15 protein-coding genes are annotated in these 19,003 nt (G+C 40.1%); 5 read left to right on the top strand and 10 right to left on the bottom strand.

Translation table 11 applies throughout. The features are described 5' to 3' along the window. Together QUE03_RS02275 and QUE03_RS02270 are read left to right on the top strand one after the other, a co-directional pair. Complete coding sequence (locus tag QUE03_RS02275; RefSeq protein WP_286264694.1) at positions 1 to 966, top strand: NAD(P)-dependent oxidoreductase; 966 nt, start codon at positions 1 to 3, stop codon at positions 964 to 966. A 238-nt stretch (positions 967 to 1,204) separates the two neighbouring features. After that, the gene (locus QUE03_RS02270) at positions 1,205 to 2,467 is read left to right on the top strand and encodes a hypothetical protein (protein ID WP_286264692.1); all 1,263 of its coding nucleotides are present in this window, start codon (positions 1,205 to 1,207) and stop codon (positions 2,465 to 2,467) included. A gap of 46 nt (positions 2,468 to 2,513) precedes the next feature. Here QUE03_RS02270 and QUE03_RS02265 read toward each other — a convergent pair whose 3' ends face one another. Then, on the bottom strand, positions 2,514 to 4,613 hold the full coding sequence (locus tag QUE03_RS02265; RefSeq protein ID WP_286264690.1) for a winged helix-turn-helix domain-containing protein: 2,100 nt from the start codon (positions 4,611 to 4,613) through the stop codon (positions 2,514 to 2,516). Between the two features lie 127 nt (positions 4,614 to 4,740). Between QUE03_RS02265 and QUE03_RS02260 the strand changes: the two genes are divergently transcribed. Then, entirely contained in the window at positions 4,741 to 5,655 is a 915-nt protein-coding gene (locus QUE03_RS02260) for a CE1 family esterase (protein WP_286264688.1), read from the top strand. A 55-nt stretch (positions 5,656 to 5,710) separates the two neighbouring features. Here the strand turns inward: QUE03_RS02260 and QUE03_RS02255 are convergent, their stop codons facing one another. The 9 genes from QUE03_RS02255 to QUE03_RS02215 all read right to left on the bottom strand — a co-directional run bounded on the left by QUE03_RS02255 (position 5,711) and on the right by QUE03_RS02215 (position 16,444). After that, a complete protein-coding gene (locus QUE03_RS02255; protein ID WP_286264686.1) occupies positions 5,711 to 6,487 on the bottom strand; it encodes a hypothetical protein in 777 nt (258 codons plus the stop codon). Positions 6,488 to 6,717: 230 nt separating this feature from the next. Continuing rightward, positions 6,718 to 7,920 (bottom strand): NnrS family protein, encoded by a 1,203-nt coding sequence (locus QUE03_RS02250; RefSeq protein WP_286264684.1) that lies wholly within the window; start codon positions 7,918 to 7,920, stop codon positions 6,718 to 6,720. A gap of 246 nt (positions 7,921 to 8,166) precedes the next feature. After that, on the bottom strand, positions 8,167 to 9,267 hold the full coding sequence (locus QUE03_RS02245) for an NADH:flavin oxidoreductase (protein WP_286264662.1): 1,101 nt from the start codon (positions 9,265 to 9,267) through the stop codon (positions 8,167 to 8,169). A 125-nt stretch (positions 9,268 to 9,392) separates the two neighbouring features. Then, positions 9,393 to 9,974, bottom strand: coding sequence for a TetR/AcrR family transcriptional regulator (locus tag QUE03_RS02240; protein WP_286264660.1), 582 nt, complete (start codon positions 9,972 to 9,974; stop codon positions 9,393 to 9,395). 76 nt (positions 9,975 to 10,050) lie between these two features. Then, positions 10,051 to 12,126, bottom strand: a complete 2,076-nt coding sequence (locus tag QUE03_RS02235; RefSeq protein ID WP_286264658.1) for an EAL domain-containing protein — start codon at positions 12,124 to 12,126, stop codon at positions 10,051 to 10,053. Continuing rightward, positions 12,113 to 12,598 (bottom strand): YfiR family protein, encoded by a 486-nt coding sequence (locus QUE03_RS02230; protein WP_286264656.1) that lies wholly within the window; start codon positions 12,596 to 12,598, stop codon positions 12,113 to 12,115. The genes QUE03_RS02235 and QUE03_RS02230 overlap by 14 nt, the downstream gene beginning before the upstream one ends. Before the next feature lie 143 nt (positions 12,599 to 12,741). After that, positions 12,742 to 13,812 (bottom strand): hypothetical protein, encoded by a 1,071-nt coding sequence (locus QUE03_RS02225; RefSeq protein ID WP_286264654.1) that lies wholly within the window; start codon positions 13,810 to 13,812, stop codon positions 12,742 to 12,744. 193 nt (positions 13,813 to 14,005) lie between these two features. Next, the gene (gene feoB, locus QUE03_RS02220; protein ID WP_286264652.1) at positions 14,006 to 16,198 is read right to left on the bottom strand and encodes a ferrous iron transport protein B; all 2,193 of its coding nucleotides are present in this window, start codon (positions 16,196 to 16,198) and stop codon (positions 14,006 to 14,008) included. A gap of 21 nt (positions 16,199 to 16,219) precedes the next feature. Then, the gene (locus tag QUE03_RS02215; protein WP_286264650.1) at positions 16,220 to 16,444 is read right to left on the bottom strand and encodes a FeoA family protein; all 225 of its coding nucleotides are present in this window, start codon (positions 16,442 to 16,444) and stop codon (positions 16,220 to 16,222) included. A 216-nt stretch (positions 16,445 to 16,660) separates the two neighbouring features. Here QUE03_RS02215 and QUE03_RS02210 point away from each other — a divergent pair, with 216 nt between their 5' ends. Together QUE03_RS02210 and QUE03_RS02205 are read left to right on the top strand one after the other, a co-directional pair. Beyond that, the gene (locus QUE03_RS02210; protein WP_286264648.1) at positions 16,661 to 17,470 is read left to right on the top strand and encodes a sulfite exporter TauE/SafE family protein; all 810 of its coding nucleotides are present in this window, start codon (positions 16,661 to 16,663) and stop codon (positions 17,468 to 17,470) included. Between the two features lie 54 nt (positions 17,471 to 17,524). Beyond that, positions 17,525 to 18,835, top strand: a complete 1,311-nt coding sequence (locus QUE03_RS02205; RefSeq protein ID WP_286264646.1) for a DsbA family protein — start codon at positions 17,525 to 17,527, stop codon at positions 18,833 to 18,835. The last annotated feature ends 168 nt before the right edge of the window (positions 18,836 to 19,003 follow it).

The raw sequence follows: 19,003 nt of genomic DNA, 5'->3' as shown, positions 1-19,003 counted from the left end.
ATGGATTACTTTCCCGTATTTTTAGACAGCAAACGAATTCGTGCGATTATTATCGGAGGAGGCGATGTTGCAGCTAGAAAAATCGAACTCTTACTTAAGTCGACAACGTCGATAACGATCATTTCTCCAAAGATAAACGCCACGGTCGAGCGATTAATCAATCTTCACCAATTAACATGGCATCAGCGCGTTTTCGCGGCTGAAGATATTGGTGAGGTTAACTTAGTGATCTCAGCAACAGATGATTCAGCAGTGAACGAAAAAGTATCAAATTTGGCCCAGCAGAAGAACATTCTGGTTAATGTTGTCGACCAACCTGAGTTATGTAGTTATATCACACCAGCTATTGTCGATAGAAGCCCGATGTTAGTAGCAATATCTAGCTCTGGTAGCTCGCCTGTGTTGGTGAGAATGCTACGAGAAAAAATTGACAAAATTCTACCCGCCCAATACGGCAAACTTGCAGAGTTTTGCTTTAAATTTAGAGATCACGTAAAAGCACGAGTTAAAGGTGTTCGCAATAGGCGACTCTTTTGGGAGCAGATGCTGCGAGGAAATATCGGTCAAGATATTCTCGTCGGCAAAACAGCGTCGGCCGAACAACAACTGATCGTTAGCTTAAAGCAGGAAGTTCCGCCTCCCTCAGGTGATATTGTCTTTATACACACTCTTGACGGTAATCCCGAATGTTTAACATTAGCCGCGCACCGAGAGCTACAATTTGCCGACGCCGTATTTTACGATCAAGACGTAAACCCTGAACTTCTAGAATACGTGCGGCGTGATGCAGAAAAATATCCACAAGATATCTCTTCAACGATAATGGTAAATTATCAACACGCTATTGAACTGGCAGAGCAAGGCTTAAAAATAATTTATTTGCTCAATGGTGCTACTGCTTTACCACAAAACCAAGCATTGGATGCTAGCAGTGTTGGCAAGAAAACTTTCTTCTCGGGAACATAACTAATTAATTTTTTTATTAAAAAAAGAATAAGAGGACTAAAAAACAGGCAAACTTTGGTTTCCTTGGGTTATTTGTAATTAAGTGTTAACATCATGCAACTTTCGTGTAATAAAACGAAAATAAGTAGAGGCAGGCTAACTGCCCACAATTAAAATAAAAATAATGAATATAGACATCTGCTAATTACCCTAGCGAGTTGCATCTGTATTGTTGTATGAAGTCCACAGGGTTTACTTGATGAAATTAACATTTATTGTCTTGGCAGCACTCCTTGTCGCTTTTGTTTTGTATTTTTTACTGAATGTAATCTCTCCAAAACAAAATAAAGTGAATGGAAAATTAAGAATTACAGGGAAAAAGCAAGCAGCATATTACCTTGCGTTTTGTTTAATGTTGGTACCGTTATTGGTGCTGGGAATTAAAAACAGTAATGAAGAAGCTCTGGCGAATAGTTATGGTTTAGCGAACTTTGAAAGCTATACGGTTGAGCTTAACAAAGCACAATCTTATGATTTAACATTAGAACAATACTTAGCCGCCATGACGTTGGCGCGCAACGAAGGCTTTACCGAGTACACTGCTCACCAAAACCATTTAGAAGCAAAGCAACACAACTATAGCGACTATGCGAGTTACACTCGTGATCTTGAGCTTTCAGTACATTATGGCTTTTCTTTAGCGATATATAGACAATTAAAAGCAGAATCAGACGATCAAAATTTTGAATTTTTTGATGATTATCTACTTCATTTGGAAAAATTATCATTAACAAAAAAGCTTGAAAAAGTCGCATCATTAGAAGGCGATTATAATATTGAAAGTGTGCCTTTAGGCGTTAAAAAGAATGAGTTATTGTCTTTAGTTGATGATTGTAAAATCACTCAAATACCTGACTACAGCTTTCCAATTAGCAACACTTTAGCGCCACGCAATTCTGCCCACGTCTCACATTTTTTTCCTGAAACCAATACCAATACCAATTTTGGCCTCACTCCATACAGTATGAACTTTACCGTCATGCCTGGCCTTGATCGACAAGCAATCACAAAGTATGAGATGAAATGTGAGACAAATCGCTATGATTTATGGTTTTTGAAATCAGATGATAGCTTAGTGATGTATGAAAAAACCATTCATATGCCAAGCATTCGCCGTTTTGACGATACTGTAGCTAGAATTGAAAACATATTATCTGCCAAGTGTGATGCAGAGATCAGCGTTGGTTTAGAAATGGCATTTGAAGAATACGGCGAACGCACTATTAAAAACCTTTATTGTAAGAGTTTTCAAGATTACATTATTGCGACCATTGTTGACGGCGCCATTGTTGCAGGCGTTAGAAAAGACCCAGATATTCATATTGGCTATTTAAGTGATAGACTATGGAAAAAGTACATCAGCAACTTGCATGCGGTAAAAGGTAAAAAACGCAATGTCACCTTTACCCTAAACAATAACAATAACCGAAATCAAACGAAGACCATTGAGAGTCGTATTTGATAATAACGACACTATACAATCAAAACGTTTGAAATTAAGGGCAACATCAGTTGCCTTTTTTTATTAACTCGCTTTTCCAAATACCAGATTTTGATGCTTCAACAACGCGATAAGCAATCAGACTCTCATCAAAGTTCACAGAGAAATACCGTGGCCGGTTAGATGCTAATTGCCAGACCTTCGTCTGACTTAAGTCAGCCAAACTCCTGCTTATTATCCCGTGCTCATGAGGAGAATAAAGAGAATCGTTTCTCACTTGCCATTTATTCCAGTCAGTAATTTTAAATGTAGGGTCGACCAGTTGTTCATTACTTTTGTCTATCTCAAGTTTGTAGAGTCCGGTTTGATTGAACTTGGTAAAATAAAGTGTTTTGCTCAGCGCTGAAAAAGCGGCACTGTATCCACCATAAACCGTCAGTTTCTGTATGTGCTTTGAAGTTAAATCAACTGACCATAGCTGCCATTCACCGTCATCATCACTACTAACCACCACCTGTTCATTGCCCATGAATGCGACGAAATGAATATTTGATAAGCCAGTTTTAACCTCACTCCATTGTTGCGACATAAATTGATATTCAAATAAACGGCTATTAATGGTCGCTAGCAAAAATTTGTCATCAGGGCTCCATTTAATATTAGAAAAATGTTTAATTTTCTCGGGAAAGATTAATGCCTGTCCATCATCAGAGCGGTGTACTTGCCAATCACCAGTATCGTTTGAGACAAAAACAAATTCATTTGAAGTACTGGCAAATACCGGATGATAGTTACTGTACGGAGATTGAGTGAGTGCCTGTGGCGCAGAAGCGCTTTTCTGATCATAAGCCACTTGATAGATATTTTGCGTAACATCACCTCGAACGTAATAAATGCTGCGATCTTGACGATTGAAAGACGCCTGTCCTGTTCCCTCAGCCTCAATAAGCGTTTGGCTTTCGCGGGTATTGATATCAAAGCTCAATACCCCTTTAGCATTTGACACTAATACTGTGCGATCATCTATCCAATCTAAACCAGAGACACCAATATATGTCGAATAACGTTTGATTTCGCTGTGATTATTCAATGAAATAACCTTCAATAGTGCGGTGCCGTCAGCTTGGTATTCAAATACTGCCATTTGTTGCTGAGTTGGAGACAAGGCAAACATAAAGTCGCCGCGCATATTACCATCCGGTATTGCACGAGTTAATTGCTGTTTTCGTCCTGTCTTTAAATGATAACTAACAATTGAATAAGGGTCAGTGACTTGTTCTCGGTCATTAAAATACAACTTATCCTGCATAGTGTTATAGGCCAAATAGGTTAACGCTCGCTCACCACAATCAAGCACTTTAGCTATAGCTCGTGTGACGATGTTAATCTTCACAATTTCACAGGCCCGCGAGGTGAGGTTATCAAAGCGGCTGGCGAACACCGTCTCATCATCAGCAAAAATAGCATAAGTATAATAGTTATTATCTGAGGTCAGTTTTAACGGTCTTCGCTCACCCGCCGTCAACCATAACTGTGCATTGTCTTGCGGGTGTTCTTTTCTTAAGTAAACGATACGTGAATCTACATGACTAACGTCAGGTTTAAATTCGCTGCCTTTTTTAGTTGTGATGGGAATAGCTTGACCGGCAGTATATTGTGGTGAGCTGTTCTCTGCAGGTTGATCAGCATATTGCAACCAAACAATTGTGCCAACTGTCAGCAAGGTAAGCACCGAAATGATGGATAGTGCAGATGTGAACCGCCTAGTTGACGACTTATCCGAAGATTGTTGGCTTTCAATAACAGGTTCTAACGATGGCTTAGATGAACTACTTTTGTCTTGGTTAATCGATTGGCTAGTTTGTTCAATGTCTGCTTGAAATTGATAACCAACTTTACTGATTGTGACGATAAATAAAGGTTTACTGGCATCATCTTCTATAACTTTTCGTAGCTCACCTACCGCTCGATTAATAGCAGCATAACTAACAATTCGTCCTTGCCACACTTCTTCGATGAGCTCATCTCTTGATATAGGACGCGCCACATTTTTACAAAAGAAACATAACAATTGAAATACACGAGGTTCAACGTCCAAAAACATGGCGTTTTTTTTAAGCGTGTACGCACTTTCATTCACGACAAAGTCGTTAAACTTAAACTCCATTTTTAGCCTTTTGTTATTGATTTAGCTAACATTACAAAATCATTATCATTTCATTATCTTGCCATTATTGCCTCTGCGCTCAACTTTTTCCAAGCTAAATTTACAAATTAAATAGTAAGGAAAAATTATGCTTAATCGAATAATAACAGCAAGTGTTGCCAAGGTTATCTTATTAGTCTCTGTCACGTTGCTCACAGCCTGCGGTGGCGGTGGCAACAGTAGCAACACAAAGCCAGTTCCAATAACACCAGTACCTCTAGAAAAAGCTTGCGACGACTTAAACTTAACCAATGAGCAAGAATGTTTAACCGTAGACGAGCGCAGTAGTATTGTTTATAAGCCAGCCAACCAACAAAGTTATAATGGCATTGCTATATACCTACACGGCGCACCAGGAACCCCAAGCAAGGTATTTGATATTTTTGATGGTAAGAGCATTGCCGATAAATATAACCTTATTTCTATCGCCCCTGAAGGTAACGGCAGTGACTATCAATGGGACAGCAATAATACCGGCAATAATGGCACCAATAATGATATTAACTTTATCAATGCGTTGATTGACAATGTTCAAGCTAGTTACGAATTTTCAACACAAAATGTCTACATTTTAGGTTATTCAGCCGGCGGGTTTATGGCTTATAAGCTGGCCTGTGAAATGCCTGAAAAATTAACCGCTATCATTTCGCTAGCAGGTCAATACCGAGGCGACACAGCTAACTGTACCACCTCAACTCCACTTGCCATCCATCATATGCACAGCAGTGCTGATCTCGACGTACCGTTTGCGGGTCGACAAATGGGTAATATTGCTTCTGTTAATGACACTATTGCGCTATGGGCGTTAAAAAATGGCTGTAGCGAAGAGAGTAAATTGATAGAGCAAGCTGGTGTAACCAACAAAAGCCCAATTACAAACACTCAACAATATTTAGGTTGCGTTAAACCAGTAACATTATCAACATTACTGGCTGTACAACATGAAGATGATTATTTGTCAGATAAGTTATTAGCCACTTTCGAGTATATATTCTCCCAATAGAGCATCGAAAGCCGCTGTGGCGATGACAATCTATTTCAGTCATCGCTTTTTTCACTTATAAATTTAATTGAATAGTTTGAGTCGTTTCTCGCTCGCCAAAAGTTGATTCATAACCGTTGGTAAATTCTTGATGTACAGTCACTAACCGTTCATTGACCACTTTAAATTTAGTGGTACCTGTACCATAGGCTTTCAAACTTAATACGATATAAGCGCGGCCATTGCCTTTAAAGTTCAATTGCGTTTCTAACGGGGTCCCATCATCGTCAATGATTACTTGGAATTTACCTTCAAACTTATCAACATATTCTCGGGTCTTCTTATTGTTCACAATGGTTCTCATGGGCAGTTCAAAATTTAATACTCGAACCGCTTTGCCGTAGTAAACGACCTCTTGTTCATCAATAAATGTCGCCTGCTCTAGACGACGTAACAATGAAGACGCCGAAGACAAAAGTGCTCTTAATTCTGTTGCCTCGAGCCTATCCACCGCATTAAGTGTCGGCGTGTCTGCATCTTCGTCTTTCACTCTTAAATTGGATTCTTCATCGGCATTTTTAAGCACTTGATTGCTATAGGTGATTTGTAGACCCTGCTCACCATCTTGTAGGTTAATTTCAACATTGCCGTTTTTAACGACCTTATCTTTTCCTTCACCTTGGTTTTCAATGATCGTTGCTTCAAGTATTGCTGAAATTGGGCTGTTTCCTTGGAGGCGCTCTAAAGCCGATTTTAGGTCTGACAGCCCATCGGCAAATGCCATTGTAGAGGTCGTTATTGAGCAAAACATTGCGCTCACAAGGATACCATTAAACGTCGATTTTATATTCATAGATTACCCGTATGACTTTGTTTACTTGGTCAGTTTTATACTGACTCTCGATGATAAGACTCATTAAATAGTAACAAGCTAATTGTACAATTATTCGCCTTTAGTTATTACAGACATCATACGCTGTAATAAAGTTCGCTCGAAGGGGCAATTTGTTTCAAATTAATTCGCGTAGCTAGCCAGACAAACGTTTACTAGCTACGCCATTCTCATGATGAATGAATCAGGACTTATGGGACTCGTGGACTGGTTAAGATAGGAATATAGACAAATAAGAAGATCAAGTGCGCGACAACCCAAAGTATGACACTCAGCGCCCATGCTTCAACCATAAGCCCAAAATATGGAAATACAACACGAATTACAGCGGCTAATACAATCATCATAAACGCCCAGCTAATGACTGGCCTTGGCGTTAACATTCGACCCGTATGGCCTAAAGAGACACGACTCATCATTGATATGATCATCAATCCTACCGCGCCAATCGTGATTAAATGCAGTGCGCTGCTAACCTGAACTCCTACATTTAGCTGGCTGGCTCCAAGTAACAATGTACCAATAGCCATAAGTAAATAAGATAAATGTAATGACCACAATAATGGCACAGAAATGGTTTTTATTGTCCGCCAAAAAACGATACGTATCAGCTGTAAGAAACCCGTAATCAACATGATGACACTGAACACAGTTATTGAAATCAAGTTGGGGCCTAATGCATAAACAATGACTGAACAAATTACTGCCACTAAATTTACATACTCAAATAAAGGCGGCATCTTAATAGGGCTAGTATTAGCTCCTCTGACCGTAAAAAATGGGATGACACGCCCACCGACAATAGTCATTAACAAGGTAAATAACATCACACCTGTTCGGGCTAAGTGAAGCGCCATTTGACTCTCACCTTTAATATCAAGCAACAGCAAAGCAATATTGAGTATGCCCATAAACGTCAAAATTGGAATAAATAGGTAGTTGCGGCGATTTTGCGCTTTGAGCACTATATTGGCGTAACAATAAATCACACTCAGCCACCACATCGACTGCAGCGCTATCGCTAAATAAATACTGGTTTCTGTGTTAACCCAAACGCTCAACCTGACAGCAATCCATAACAGAATTAACGCAGCCAGTGGCTTTTTAGTTATGCTTGGCCGCCCTGCCCAAGTTTGTACTGCGGTTAAGATGAAACCGACGGCTACCGTGGCAGCAAAACCAAAAATCATCTCATGCGCATGCCAAATTGTTGGCGACAAGCCTGATAAATCGAAAGTAAAAATACCGTTTAAGTTTGCCAACCAAATGATCAGCGCAACAATAGAAGTAAAGGACCCCATTAGAAAATACGATCTAAACGCCAATTCAAATATAGGGTGATTAAAACCACTGACGTCTTGTTGTTTGCTTGGCGGCTCTGAAATATTGAGCATGTTTGACCTTCACTTTCTGTAAAAATAAGCACACGAATGCGCGGATAACTTCAATTGACTTAGTTTATCCTAATTATCAATAAAGTATGACAGAAACACCACAGAGCAGAAGTTTTATTGATAAGCGTCAACATTAATTATGGCGATAGTAAGTACCGAAGCCATATTTTATTGCACAAGCGTTCAAGCAAAAAAAGCGCTAGTCATGGTCAATGAATAGCGCTTTTGATTTGTCAGTGTCTCGACCTAAACCAATGACATTAACTGTTGTTTATCAAAAGGTACTAAGTGTTCAAACTGACCTTTTTTCACTTTCTCAACCCAATCAGGATTTGAAATCAATGCTCTGCCCACTGCAACTAAATCGAATTCATCGTTATTCACTCGTTCAACCAGGTTGTCTAAATTAGCGGTTTCGGCGTCTCTAAAATTAGCTGTGCCGTCATTAGGTAGAAAATCGTTACTTAGGCCAACACTGCCCACTGTGATGGTTGGTTTGCCTGTTAATTTTTTAACCCAGCCAGCAAGGTTTAAGTTACTACCTTCAAATTCTGGCTCCCAAAAACGGCGCGTTGAGCAGTGAAAGATATCTACTCCAGCGGTCACTAACGGCGCTAAAAATGCTTCTAAAGCTTCCGCCGTCTCGACTAAACGAGCACTATAATCTTGCTGCTTCCACTGGGAAAATCTGAAGATAATTGGATAATCTTCGCCTACCGCTTTTCTTACTGCGGCAACAAGCTCAATGGAAAAGCGTGAACGCCCGGCTAAATCGCCACCGTATTCATCATCACGAACATTGGTTTCAGACCAGAAAAATTGATCGAGTAGGTAACCATGCGCGCCATGAATTTCTACAGCATCAAAGCCTATGGCTTTGGCGTCAGCCGCCGCCTGCGCGAAAGACTCAATAACCTCTGCAATATCTTGTTTAGTCATAACATGTCCGGTGACTTTTCCAGGCATTGCCATACCTGATGGGCCAAAACCTAGCGTATCGCCACCTGGCTCTACACCCGGTTTACGAATAGCCCCAACATGCCACAATTGTGGTGCTATTTTACCGCCAGCATGATGCACTGCATCAACGACTTTTTTCCATCCAGCTAGCGCTTCATCGCCTGCAATAAACGGCACATTAGGATAGCCAGATGCGGCCTTATGTCCGACACATGTGCCTTCGGTTATAATTAAACCAACGCCACCTTCTGCACGTTTGCGGTAATACTCCACAACAAGATCATTGGGTACATTACCTTTTGAGAAACTGCGCGTCATGGGTGCCATAGCAATTCTATTGTTTAACGCTAACGGTCCTAAATTAATCGGTTTGAATAAGTTTTCCATTGTTACCTCATTTGTTAATTTTTACCGTTAACTTTCCTCGAGGATAGTTAACAGGGTAAAATTTTTTATCGCTGTGCCCTCAACCTTCGGGTTTAGCTCTCATTAAAGTCGTTACGCCAAGGCGCTTAAGTATTTGTCACTAACAGAGTGTTCATCTGATGAATAGTTTGTTCAAACATTTCATTGCCATGCAATCTAGAATACTGCAGCGCTCCTTTACAGCTCAGCACCAACAAAACGGCTTGACTAGATGCCGCGCCGGGGAAGTTAAATGTCCCATCTTCCAGACCTTGCTCTAGTATTTGACTAATAAAGCCAAGCTCATGTTCGTCTAGTTTTTTTAAGGCATTTTTCATACCGTCAGGCAATGAAGGAATATCCGCTTGCAGACTACTCAGTGGACAAATTTTATTCTTACCACAAGAAAAACGCAGCATCGCATTGATGTACGTATCTAGCTTCTCTTTAGCAGTACAATGCATCGTCAATATTTTGCCAAATTCACCTGCGTGCCAAGTTTGAATAGCCTCACATAAGGCTACACCTAAATCTGGCTTTTTTGGAAAATGGTGATGAACGCTCGCTTTGGTGATACCAAGTTTATTGGCAATATCTAAATAACTGAAGTTTTCATAGCCATGAGTTTGCAACAGCTCTAGGGCTGTGGAAACAATTTGTTCTTTTCTGTTTTTAAGGCGTGTTTGCATAACAACACATTACTTACCTCAAGGATAGTTAGCAAGAAGTTATTAATAATTTGTTCGCGCTTATATGAATTTTTGGTTATAAAAGCCGAATGACTTCGTCTGCAGTTAATGGTTTATGTAAGTAGAAGCCTTGCACGTAATCACATTGTTGTGACTTGAGAAAGTCAAGCTGTTGCTTCGTTTCAACACACTCAGCGACAATCTTCAAATTTAGGCTATGTGCAAGAATAATGGTCGACGACACAATACCACGACTAGTGCGATTTTCATCGAGATCCATCACAAACATGCCATCGAGTTTTAAAGTATCTACAGGTAAATCTTTAAGATAGCTCAAGGAAGAGTACCCTGTACCAAAATCATCAATAGCAATCTTGATACCCAAATATTGAAGTTCTGACAACACACCTATCGTACGTTGAGAATGCTCTAAAAAGACTTCTTCTGTGATTTCAAACTCCAAATCTTCGAATTCGGTTTGGTGTTCATTAATCACCGATTTAATGTAATCAACTAAGCTGACATCAAGTAATTGACTTGATGAGACATTCACTGCCACTCTGACCTTCTTTTCTTGCCAAAATTTTTGATGGCGACAAGCTTCATTGATCACCCATTTGCCTAGCTGATTGATCATGCCAATTTCTTCTGCTATCGGAATAAACTCAGCAGGAGAAATACAGCCCAATTCAGGATTCGTCCAGCGTAAAAGCGCTTCGAGCTTGACGATATCGTTTGTGTTGACACATAACTGTGGTTGAAAAACAAGATGAAACTCATTGTTATCAATGGCATTACGCAATTGATTTTCAATTTCTAATCGTTGGTGAATGGTCTGGTTCATTTCATCTCGATAGAAACAATAACTCCCTGGGCCTTGCTCTTTAGCATGATACATACTGACATCTGCATTTTTCAGTAAATGGCTACTTTCTTGGCCATCGCTGGGGTATACACTGATACCTATACTGGTAGACACATGCAATACATAGTTCGCTAACACAAAAGGTGTTTTGAAAACTTCGTTAATCTTTTGTGCAATTCTGCCCGCATCTTCTGGCTTTTCTATTCCTTCTGCAAGATAGATAAATTCATCACCACCTAGACGTGCTACCGTATCAGAATCACGACTTATTTCTTTCAATCGGTTTGCTGCAGCCTTTAGTAGTTCATCACCAACATCATGCCCTAAACTGTCGTTGATGAGTTTGAACCGATCCAAATCCATGAATAAAATAGCCAGACCTTCTTTTTTTCGGTCGGCTGTTAAAATGGCATGTTCAAGGCGATCTGATAACAAATAGCGATTCGGTAATAACGTTAATGAATCAAAATGGGCTTTGTGGTATAGCTGCTCTGTACGTTCATCCACAATGGCTTGTAGGTTACTGCTCTGATTTTTCAATTCTTGTTCGCGTTCAGCAACTACATTTAGCATATGATTAAAGCCATTGGCCAACATGCCAAGCTCATCATTTTTATGAAGTCTCAAGCGTCTTCGGTAGTCTTTGGTGGTACTAAGCGCTTGCACATAATCCACCATCACTCTTAATGGCTGCGTAATAATGCGTTGGGCTGCTGATGAAAGAATAAATGCCAGAAATAAGCTAAATAAGAAAACGTATGAGAATATCTGACCATAATAGATTCGCTGTTGAGACAATCGGTCTAACGAGGTTTTAATGTAGAGGTAGCCAATGCTGCTTCCTTGCTCACTAATTACTTCAATCACTTCCAGATATTCTTTTCCTAGTATGACGTTGGCTTGTTGGTTATTAGCTGGTCGCGACGTCCAAGTGCTTAAAGGTTCACTGCTTTCTAAATTACTGCTCTTATTTGCGTCGTCTTTACTAAACTCGGCAAATAAACTGCCATTAGGTAAGCGTACCGCTGCGTATTTTACTTGTTTGTTTTTGTCCAATAATCGCAGCGTTGAGTTGGCGGAAATTTCATCGTCAAAAATAATCGCTGAAGCTAACGACGAGCCGATAATTGCAGCTTGCATTTGGCCGCTTTCAATGACTGAATTTTCCAAAATATTGACTTCATTTTTATAAAACAATATTGAGGCGACACTCATAACAAGCGTACTTACGACGACCATCAGGAAAATAAGCTTGTGCCGAATAGAAATGAATTTATTTCGAAACATTTACACCTCGTTCAGTTTTAAACTGTTGATGAGGAGTCCCTTCGATAACCTTGGCGTGTTTCAGTAACTCTGAGCTAATTTTAAGATTTGCCGCCTGTACTGCAGGTAAGTTAACTTCCAATCTTACTTTTTTCTTATCCATCGCAAAGTTAATCATTCCTCCTTGGCTGATAAAATTATCACTTTGACTGACTAATAGAATTGGGTGTGAGGGCGGAATCTGCTGCCATAAGGCTTCATAATGTGAAGGGGCTACGAAAATAAGTTGGCAGTTTGATAAAGGTTGGAGCGATGACTGATCTAAGCGGCGGATCACTATCACTTGTCCACTTCTATTTTTAGGACGGCGCTTCACCATACTATCTAAATAACTTTTGAATGGATCGTTCCCTAAAATACACAATTGAAAGTCATCAGATTCCAATACCGGCCAATGCGTGAACGAGGTTAAATGCAGTAAAAGTCCCGCCATAATCTGATGGTGTTTTGTAATTTTCGTTTCAGCACTGATAGAAAACGAGCTCAGCAGTAATATTAGGCACCAGCAAACATGTTTAGGCCATTTAGTCACTCTGTTTGAATTAACCGCTTGATAAGGCAAAATTATCGACTCATTTAAAGATGACTTTGCCAACTGAGGCTGAAATGTACGGTTTCTTTAGGTTGTATACCATTCAAATTTTGATAAATAGGCGCACCAACCTCGAGAGTTAGTACTTGAGTCCCTAAGTAAATGTCACCACCAACAACCAGATTTATTTTTTGTCCACCATAATTGTGAGGGTTTGTTATGCCAGCAGGGTAAGGAAATTTGGCATGCGGCACTGTAATTTCGTCGTCTTGGCCAAATATATGTCCCCAATCTTGAAACACAACCTTAGCTAAAGGATGAAAATGTTCGTTGACATACCATTTATTCCATACAGAGACTGCAAATCGATTACCTAAGCGATAATCCCGATCGTTCTTGCCCATCCTCGTTTTCGCAAAAACATTAGCGCCCCAACTATAGCCCACTTTGTCTTCGATATAACTGATACCCACAGGGATATCCCAAGTACCAGAGCCCAATTGCATTGTATAAGGCAGCTGCTGATTGCCAGGAGCTCTAGGCGTATCTCCTTGTTCATCAATGGAGCCGGATGGAAATGAAAGACCAATAGAGTAAGAAATACGTCGACGTTCCCAACTACCAATTAGACCTGAGTAATTCACCGTAATATCACCTATCCCGTCTGAACTAATATTAAATTCATCATAATTGGGGACAATACTTTCATGATCGGTACTTTGTTCTATGTAGGGAATGCTAACACTAATATTTTGATCTGCACTTAAAAAGTAACTGATATTAGCGATATAAGTCTCTTGTGAAATTACCGTCGGTAACACCGGGAAATTCTCAGAGGTTCTTTGTTCATGCTTTTCGAACAAGACGTCCTGATCGCTTATTTTAGAAGAACCCTCTAAGTAACCATCTAAGTCGGAACGTTTATATAAAAAATTGAACTGCCAAGTACTGTAGGTTTGTGATTCCATTTCATCAGTTGATAGCGCAAATAATTCTTGTAGGCTTAAATCAGCCATCTCGGAGGGTGTATTAGCATATGTTGCAAGCGAAGCGTTGAGGCTGATAACAGTCACAAAAACGACCCGAATAAGAGAAAAAAATATAGATTTTGTCATGATTAAAGTAACCTCAGCGCTCAGTTAACAACGACGCATACAGCAAAGCAACTTTGCTTTCTTATTAAGATGATTATGCTGACTAAACTAGCATATTTTGTTAAGCGAGTGAATAAAAGCTACGGGGTATCCTCCCCATCAGTGCTGAGTTCTAGATAGGGGGATAATCACTATATATGATACTGCCATAAAACTATTTTGCGTAACTGACCCTTACAGGCAGAGTTAAGATCTGCTTCCCTTGATGCTTCAGCCATAAGTAAATTGCACTAAAGATCACCATTACCATCGTCAAACTGACCACTGCAAACAAGGTGTTTGTTGGTAGTTGAGTGACTTGGTAAACAAAAGTAGAGACGAGGTAGGCGAATGTAAAGCTCCAAAGCGCTGCAAATATTGCCCAGCGGTTGCCCACTTCATTTTTAATCGCGCCCATTGCGGCTGCACACGGCGTATAGAGCAATATAAATAATAGATAGCTAAACGCACCAATTTGACCGGCAAAAGCGTTTTGCATTGCGGTATAGGTAGTAACTTCAACTTCTTGCTCTTGGGCAGCGACGGCTAAATCTGAGACATCACCAACATCAACTCCCAACGGATCTTCTGGGACAATACCCATTAAGTTCTCTTTTATGCTTCCCGTTGCATCGGTCCAAATATCGCCAAAATTAAGATCATCGCCACCGTCTGGCTTGGTTGGAGAATATAAGCTGTTAAATGTCGCCACTAGCGCTTCTTTAGCAAATATCCCCGTAATGATACCTACGCTTGCTTGCCAGTTTTCTTCTTTAATACCTATAGGCGACAACAAAGGTGTTACCACTTGAGCCCCTTTTGACAATACAGAGCTGTCTGAATCATGATGGCCAAACTGTCCATCAGTGCCTAACGAATTGAAAAAGTTTAAAAAGCAAACCACCAAAACAATTGTTTTACCGGCCCCCATGACAAATGATCGAGTTCGGCGCCAAACTCGTCTAATCAATTCAGTAAGCTGTGGCATTTCATAAAGTGGTAATTCCATGATGCTAACCGAATTTGAGCCAGACAATACCGTTATTTTCAACAGGAAACCGGTGAAAATGGCCGCTGCAATACCTATTAAATACAGCAAAAACACTATATTCTGCCCAGACTCAGGAAAAAACGCCGCGGCAAATAAAGCATAAACAGGCAACCTTGCCCCGCACGACATGAACGGTGACATCATAATGGTCGTAATTCGCTCTCTTTCGCTATCAAGCACACGGGCAGACATAACCGCCGGAACGGTGCAGCCGAATCCTACAATAAGCGGGACAAAGGCTTTACCTGGCAGACCTATTTTGTGCATTACATTTTCAACGACAAAGGCGGCACGTGCCAAATATCCACTGGTTTCAAGTATTGATAAACCAATGAATAAACAGACAATAACAGGAATGAACGTGGCCACAGTTTGAATACCGCTACCAAAGCCTTCAACTATTGTTAAAGACCATGCTGGCATGTTAAACGGTGCTAATAACTCTGCTGGGTACTCGACAAAAATTGCACCGGCTAAAATATCGAAAAAGTCTATGAATGCACTACCGACATTGATAGCAAACATAAATAACAGATACATCATCAGTAAGAACACAGGAATCCCCATTAACGGATGAAGTACTATATTATCGATACGCTCGCTTAGGCTTTTTGCTTCACTTTTTGAAATTGTTGAGGCCAATAAAGTTTGTTCGACAAAGTTATATCGCGCCTGCATGATTTGCATCACGGTGTCATTATCTTGTGCACAATTTGAGCACTGAGTTGTTAACGAACACTCGATATCCAATAAGCTTTGCTCATTTTGTTCCAAGTTGTTTGCCAAAGACTCAGGCAGAGCCATCTTAGGCGGTAACTTAGAACAAGTAGGCATTACAGTTAGGGCTTGAGCAATTATCTCAAATGAAGAAGGTGCGCGACTATCAAGCTCCATCACAGGGCAGCCTAATTCACTGGTCAATTTTTCAATGTCTACTTTCGCAGCTTCTTTGCGATCAGATTTACTCAGCACCACCAACATTGGTAAACCAAGCTCAAGTAATTGGGTTGTCAAATACAGCTGGCGTTGTAGCTGAGTTGCATCAACCACATTAATAATACAATCAATTTTTTCTTGTTGCAGGTAGTCATGCGTGATCGATAGATCGCTACTTTGTTGCTGTCTTTTTGCTAAAGAAGGCACTCCAGGAATATCAGTAAAAATAACTGATTCACCATTAAATAGAACGGTTTGTTGTTTTACCGAGACTGTAACGCCAGCCCAATTACCCGTTTTTTGCTTGGTGCTGGTTAGTTGATTAAATAAGGTGGTTTTGCCTGAATTGGCAAAGCCTGCAAGGACAAACTTCTTTGACATATCTATTACTCTGCGTTGATTTTATGCTGGCTCAACACAAATTTGCGCCGCTAAGGCATGCTGAATACTAATTTTAGTGCCGTGTAAATAAAACGCTACTGGCCCTTTAAAAGGTGCTGCGTTTGCCATTTCAACTTCTACATTAGGAACAAAGCCTTGTTCCATCAATCGGCTAGCGAGTGCAAGATCTTTTGGCAACGCGGTAATACGTGCGCGTTGTTTTTTTTGTAAATTAGAGAGGGTCATATATTAACCTTTGAAAAACTATCGCTATTGATAACGATTCTCATTTATATTACTAGCTATTGTTTTGATATTCAATCATTACAACAAGTACTCTTGATCTAAAACAAACAACATTAACGCGTGACGTTTTCCCTATTAAAGAGTGACAACTGGTGATCATTCGCACAATGTGTCAGAGTATATGCTCTAACTAATAATAATATTCCGATATCTATCATGACAGTAGAGTTAATATTGCAGCTCATCGCACTTGGCACCTCCGTAGGGTTTATGGCGGGTTTATTGGGGATCGGTGGTGGTGGCATTTTTGTCCCCGTATTGACTTCCCTTTTTCTCGCAAACCACGTTGAAAGCACATACGTTGTTCATTTAGCCCTTGGTACATCAATGACCACCATTGTAGCCACTTCTTTATCGAGTATGTTGGCGCACAATAAACACAAAAACGTCCTTTGGCCGATAGTAAAGAAGATGGTTCCTGCGATTATTGTTGGCGCATTCATCACTACCTTCGTCGTTGTGTATATTAATTCAAAAGCACTCGCCCTCTTTTTTACTATTTTTATGGCTTATGTATCTTTCAAAATGGCATTTGGCGGTAAAAAACCGCTATCAGCTGAACATGCAAAACAGGCCTCGATGTTTCCAGCCTTAGGAATTGGCAGTATTTCGACTTTAGTTGCCATTGGCGGAGGTTCGCTCACTGTGCCCTATTTGGTCAGTTTAGGAAATGACATTAAGAAAGCGATTGGTACATCCGCGGCGATTGGTTTTCCCTTAGCAATTGCAGGCAGCTTGGGTTACTTAATCAACGGCTGGAATATTGAGGTAAGTTCTTCGTTGGAAAATAGCGGCATCATTGGATTTGTCCATTTACCTGCAGTGGTTATTCTCTCAATATGTGGTTTTATCAGCGCACCGATAGGTGCAAATTTTGCCAATAAGCTCCCTATGGCCACGTTAAAAAAGATTTTTGCAACTTTATTGCTAGCCCTTAGTATTAAAATGATGCTTTCGGTGTTCTAAGTGAATTTACTATCTTTATAGCAACCCTGATACAAATAGAAGTAGAGCCACGCCTTGTTAAATCTAATAAAACCGTATATTGCAAGACTATTGACCAGTGACGCCTTGTTAAACACTAAGAGATTGATATTTCACTATAAAAGGCAGCTGACAAAGTCACCTAAAATAGTGATTGTTTGTCTACGTATTGATGATCCTTATAGCTATCTTTTACTTCAAGTGTTAAAGACATTTCAAGCAAGGTTTAATCTTTACTATCAATTTAAAATTGTGCATGAAGTGCAAAAGGCCATGTACCCTGAATACCCGTTATGGCAAAAAAATGCCTTTAATGATGCTCAATACTTATCAAAGTTGTTTAATCTTTCCTTTCCAACATCACCGTTAAATAGCAACATAGAGACAAAAGAGTTCTCGTGCCGACTTGTTGCACTAGAACAGGACTCTACATTTATAGACAAAGCCCTCACCTTGTTCGACCATTATTGGCATGGCAATGACACAGAGCTTCAACTTGATGAGAAATCGTCGGAAACTCTAAACCTACTTGCTGATCAGCTTCTGGAAAACGAACTTGCTCAGAAGAAGAAAGGTCACTACCTTTCTGGTAGCTTATATTTTGAAGGTGAGTATTATTGGGGTCTGGATCGACTACATCATTTAGAAAAGCGGCTACTCCAACAGTTAAAATCCAATAGCCAACCACTTTTTTACTTTCATCGCGATCAGCACGTTTTGGCGTTCAACCACGGCACGGTAACCAAGCAATCGAAAATCGACTGTTTCAAGGCAAAACCCATCGAAGTTTATTGGTCACTTAGGAGTCCATATTCTTATATTGGCCTAATTAGAGTTATTAAACTAGCGGAGCATTACCAAACGCCTTTAGTCATTAAGCCTGTTTTACCTATGGTAATGCGCGATTTACCAGTCCCTTCGGCTAAAAGATCTTACATCTTACATGACGCGAAACGGGAAGCTAAAAAATATGGTATACCGTTTGGCTTTATTGCAGATCCTTTAGGCAAAGGTGTTGAACGATGCTATGCACTGTTTGACTACGCAAAAACTGAAGGAAAAGAAATCAATTTTTTGAAAAACTATGCCACTGCAGTTTGGACACAAGGAGTCCAATCAGATACAGATAAAGGACTGAAAGCAATTGTTGAAAAATCGGGTTTAGATTGGCTTCATGCAAAACAGATCGTAAAAAATCAAGAGTGGCGTCAGTGGGCTAATGAAAACCTTGCAGAGCTTTACGCACATAACTTATGGGGTGTGCCCAGTTTTATATACAATAATCAATCGGTCTTTGGGCAAGATAGGCTTTGGCTCATAGAACAAAAGATAGTAGAGGATTTATAGTGTTGATGGGGTAAACCAGGGCGCATGTTTTGCCAGGCGAGCACCAAAACACCGATGCTCAATTTGACCAAAAAGCAGTGAATATGCCCACTTCTTTTATAAATGAAGAATTTACTAAGACTTAAAAATTAGCCTAACCAACTGATAGTAAAGAGCTATGTTAGATTG

Origin of the sequence: Thalassotalea atypica (assembly GCF_030295975.1) — a bacterium.
GTDB classification, from domain to species: Bacteria; Pseudomonadota; Gammaproteobacteria; order Enterobacterales; family Alteromonadaceae; genus Thalassotalea_F; species Thalassotalea_F atypica.
This window is presented reverse-complemented; position numbering and strand designations above follow the sequence as displayed.

Bases quoted from the DNA above. Each gene is read 5' to 3' on its own strand.
- QUE03_RS02275 (WP_286264694.1), top strand. From the start codon at position 1: ATGGATTACTTTCCCGTATTTTTAGACAGCAAACGAATTCGTGCGATT.
- QUE03_RS02270 (WP_286264692.1), top strand. From the start codon at position 1,205: ATGAAATTAACATTTATTGTCTTGGCAGCACTCCTTGTCGCTTTTGTT.
- QUE03_RS02265 (WP_286264690.1), bottom strand. From the start codon at position 4,613: ATGGAGTTTAAGTTTAACGACTTTGTCGTGAATGAAAGTGCGTACACG.
- QUE03_RS02260 (WP_286264688.1), top strand. From the start codon at position 4,741: ATGCTTAATCGAATAATAACAGCAAGTGTTGCCAAGGTTATCTTATTA.
- QUE03_RS02255 (WP_286264686.1), bottom strand. From the start codon at position 6,487: ATGAATATAAAATCGACGTTTAATGGTATCCTTGTGAGCGCAATGTTT.
- QUE03_RS02250 (WP_286264684.1), bottom strand. From the start codon at position 7,920: ATGCTCAATATTTCAGAGCCGCCAAGCAAACAACAAGACGTCAGTGGT.
- QUE03_RS02245 (WP_286264662.1), bottom strand. From the start codon at position 9,267: ATGGAAAACTTATTCAAACCGATTAATTTAGGACCGTTAGCGTTAAAC.
- QUE03_RS02240 (WP_286264660.1), bottom strand. From the start codon at position 9,974: ATGCAAACACGCCTTAAAAACAGAAAAGAACAAATTGTTTCCACAGCC.
- QUE03_RS02235 (WP_286264658.1), bottom strand. From the start codon at position 12,126: ATGTTTCGAAATAAATTCATTTCTATTCGGCACAAGCTTATTTTCCTG.
- QUE03_RS02230 (WP_286264656.1), bottom strand. From the start codon at position 12,598: ATGGCGGGACTTTTACTGCATTTAACCTCGTTCACGCATTGGCCGGTA.
- QUE03_RS02225 (WP_286264654.1), bottom strand. From the start codon at position 13,812: ATGACAAAATCTATATTTTTTTCTCTTATTCGGGTCGTTTTTGTGACT.
- feoB (WP_286264652.1), bottom strand. From the start codon at position 16,198: ATGTCAAAGAAGTTTGTCCTTGCAGGCTTTGCCAATTCAGGCAAAACC.
- QUE03_RS02215 (WP_286264650.1), bottom strand. From the start codon at position 16,444: ATGACCCTCTCTAATTTACAAAAAAAACAACGCGCACGTATTACCGCG.
- QUE03_RS02210 (WP_286264648.1), top strand. From the start codon at position 16,661: ATGACAGTAGAGTTAATATTGCAGCTCATCGCACTTGGCACCTCCGTA.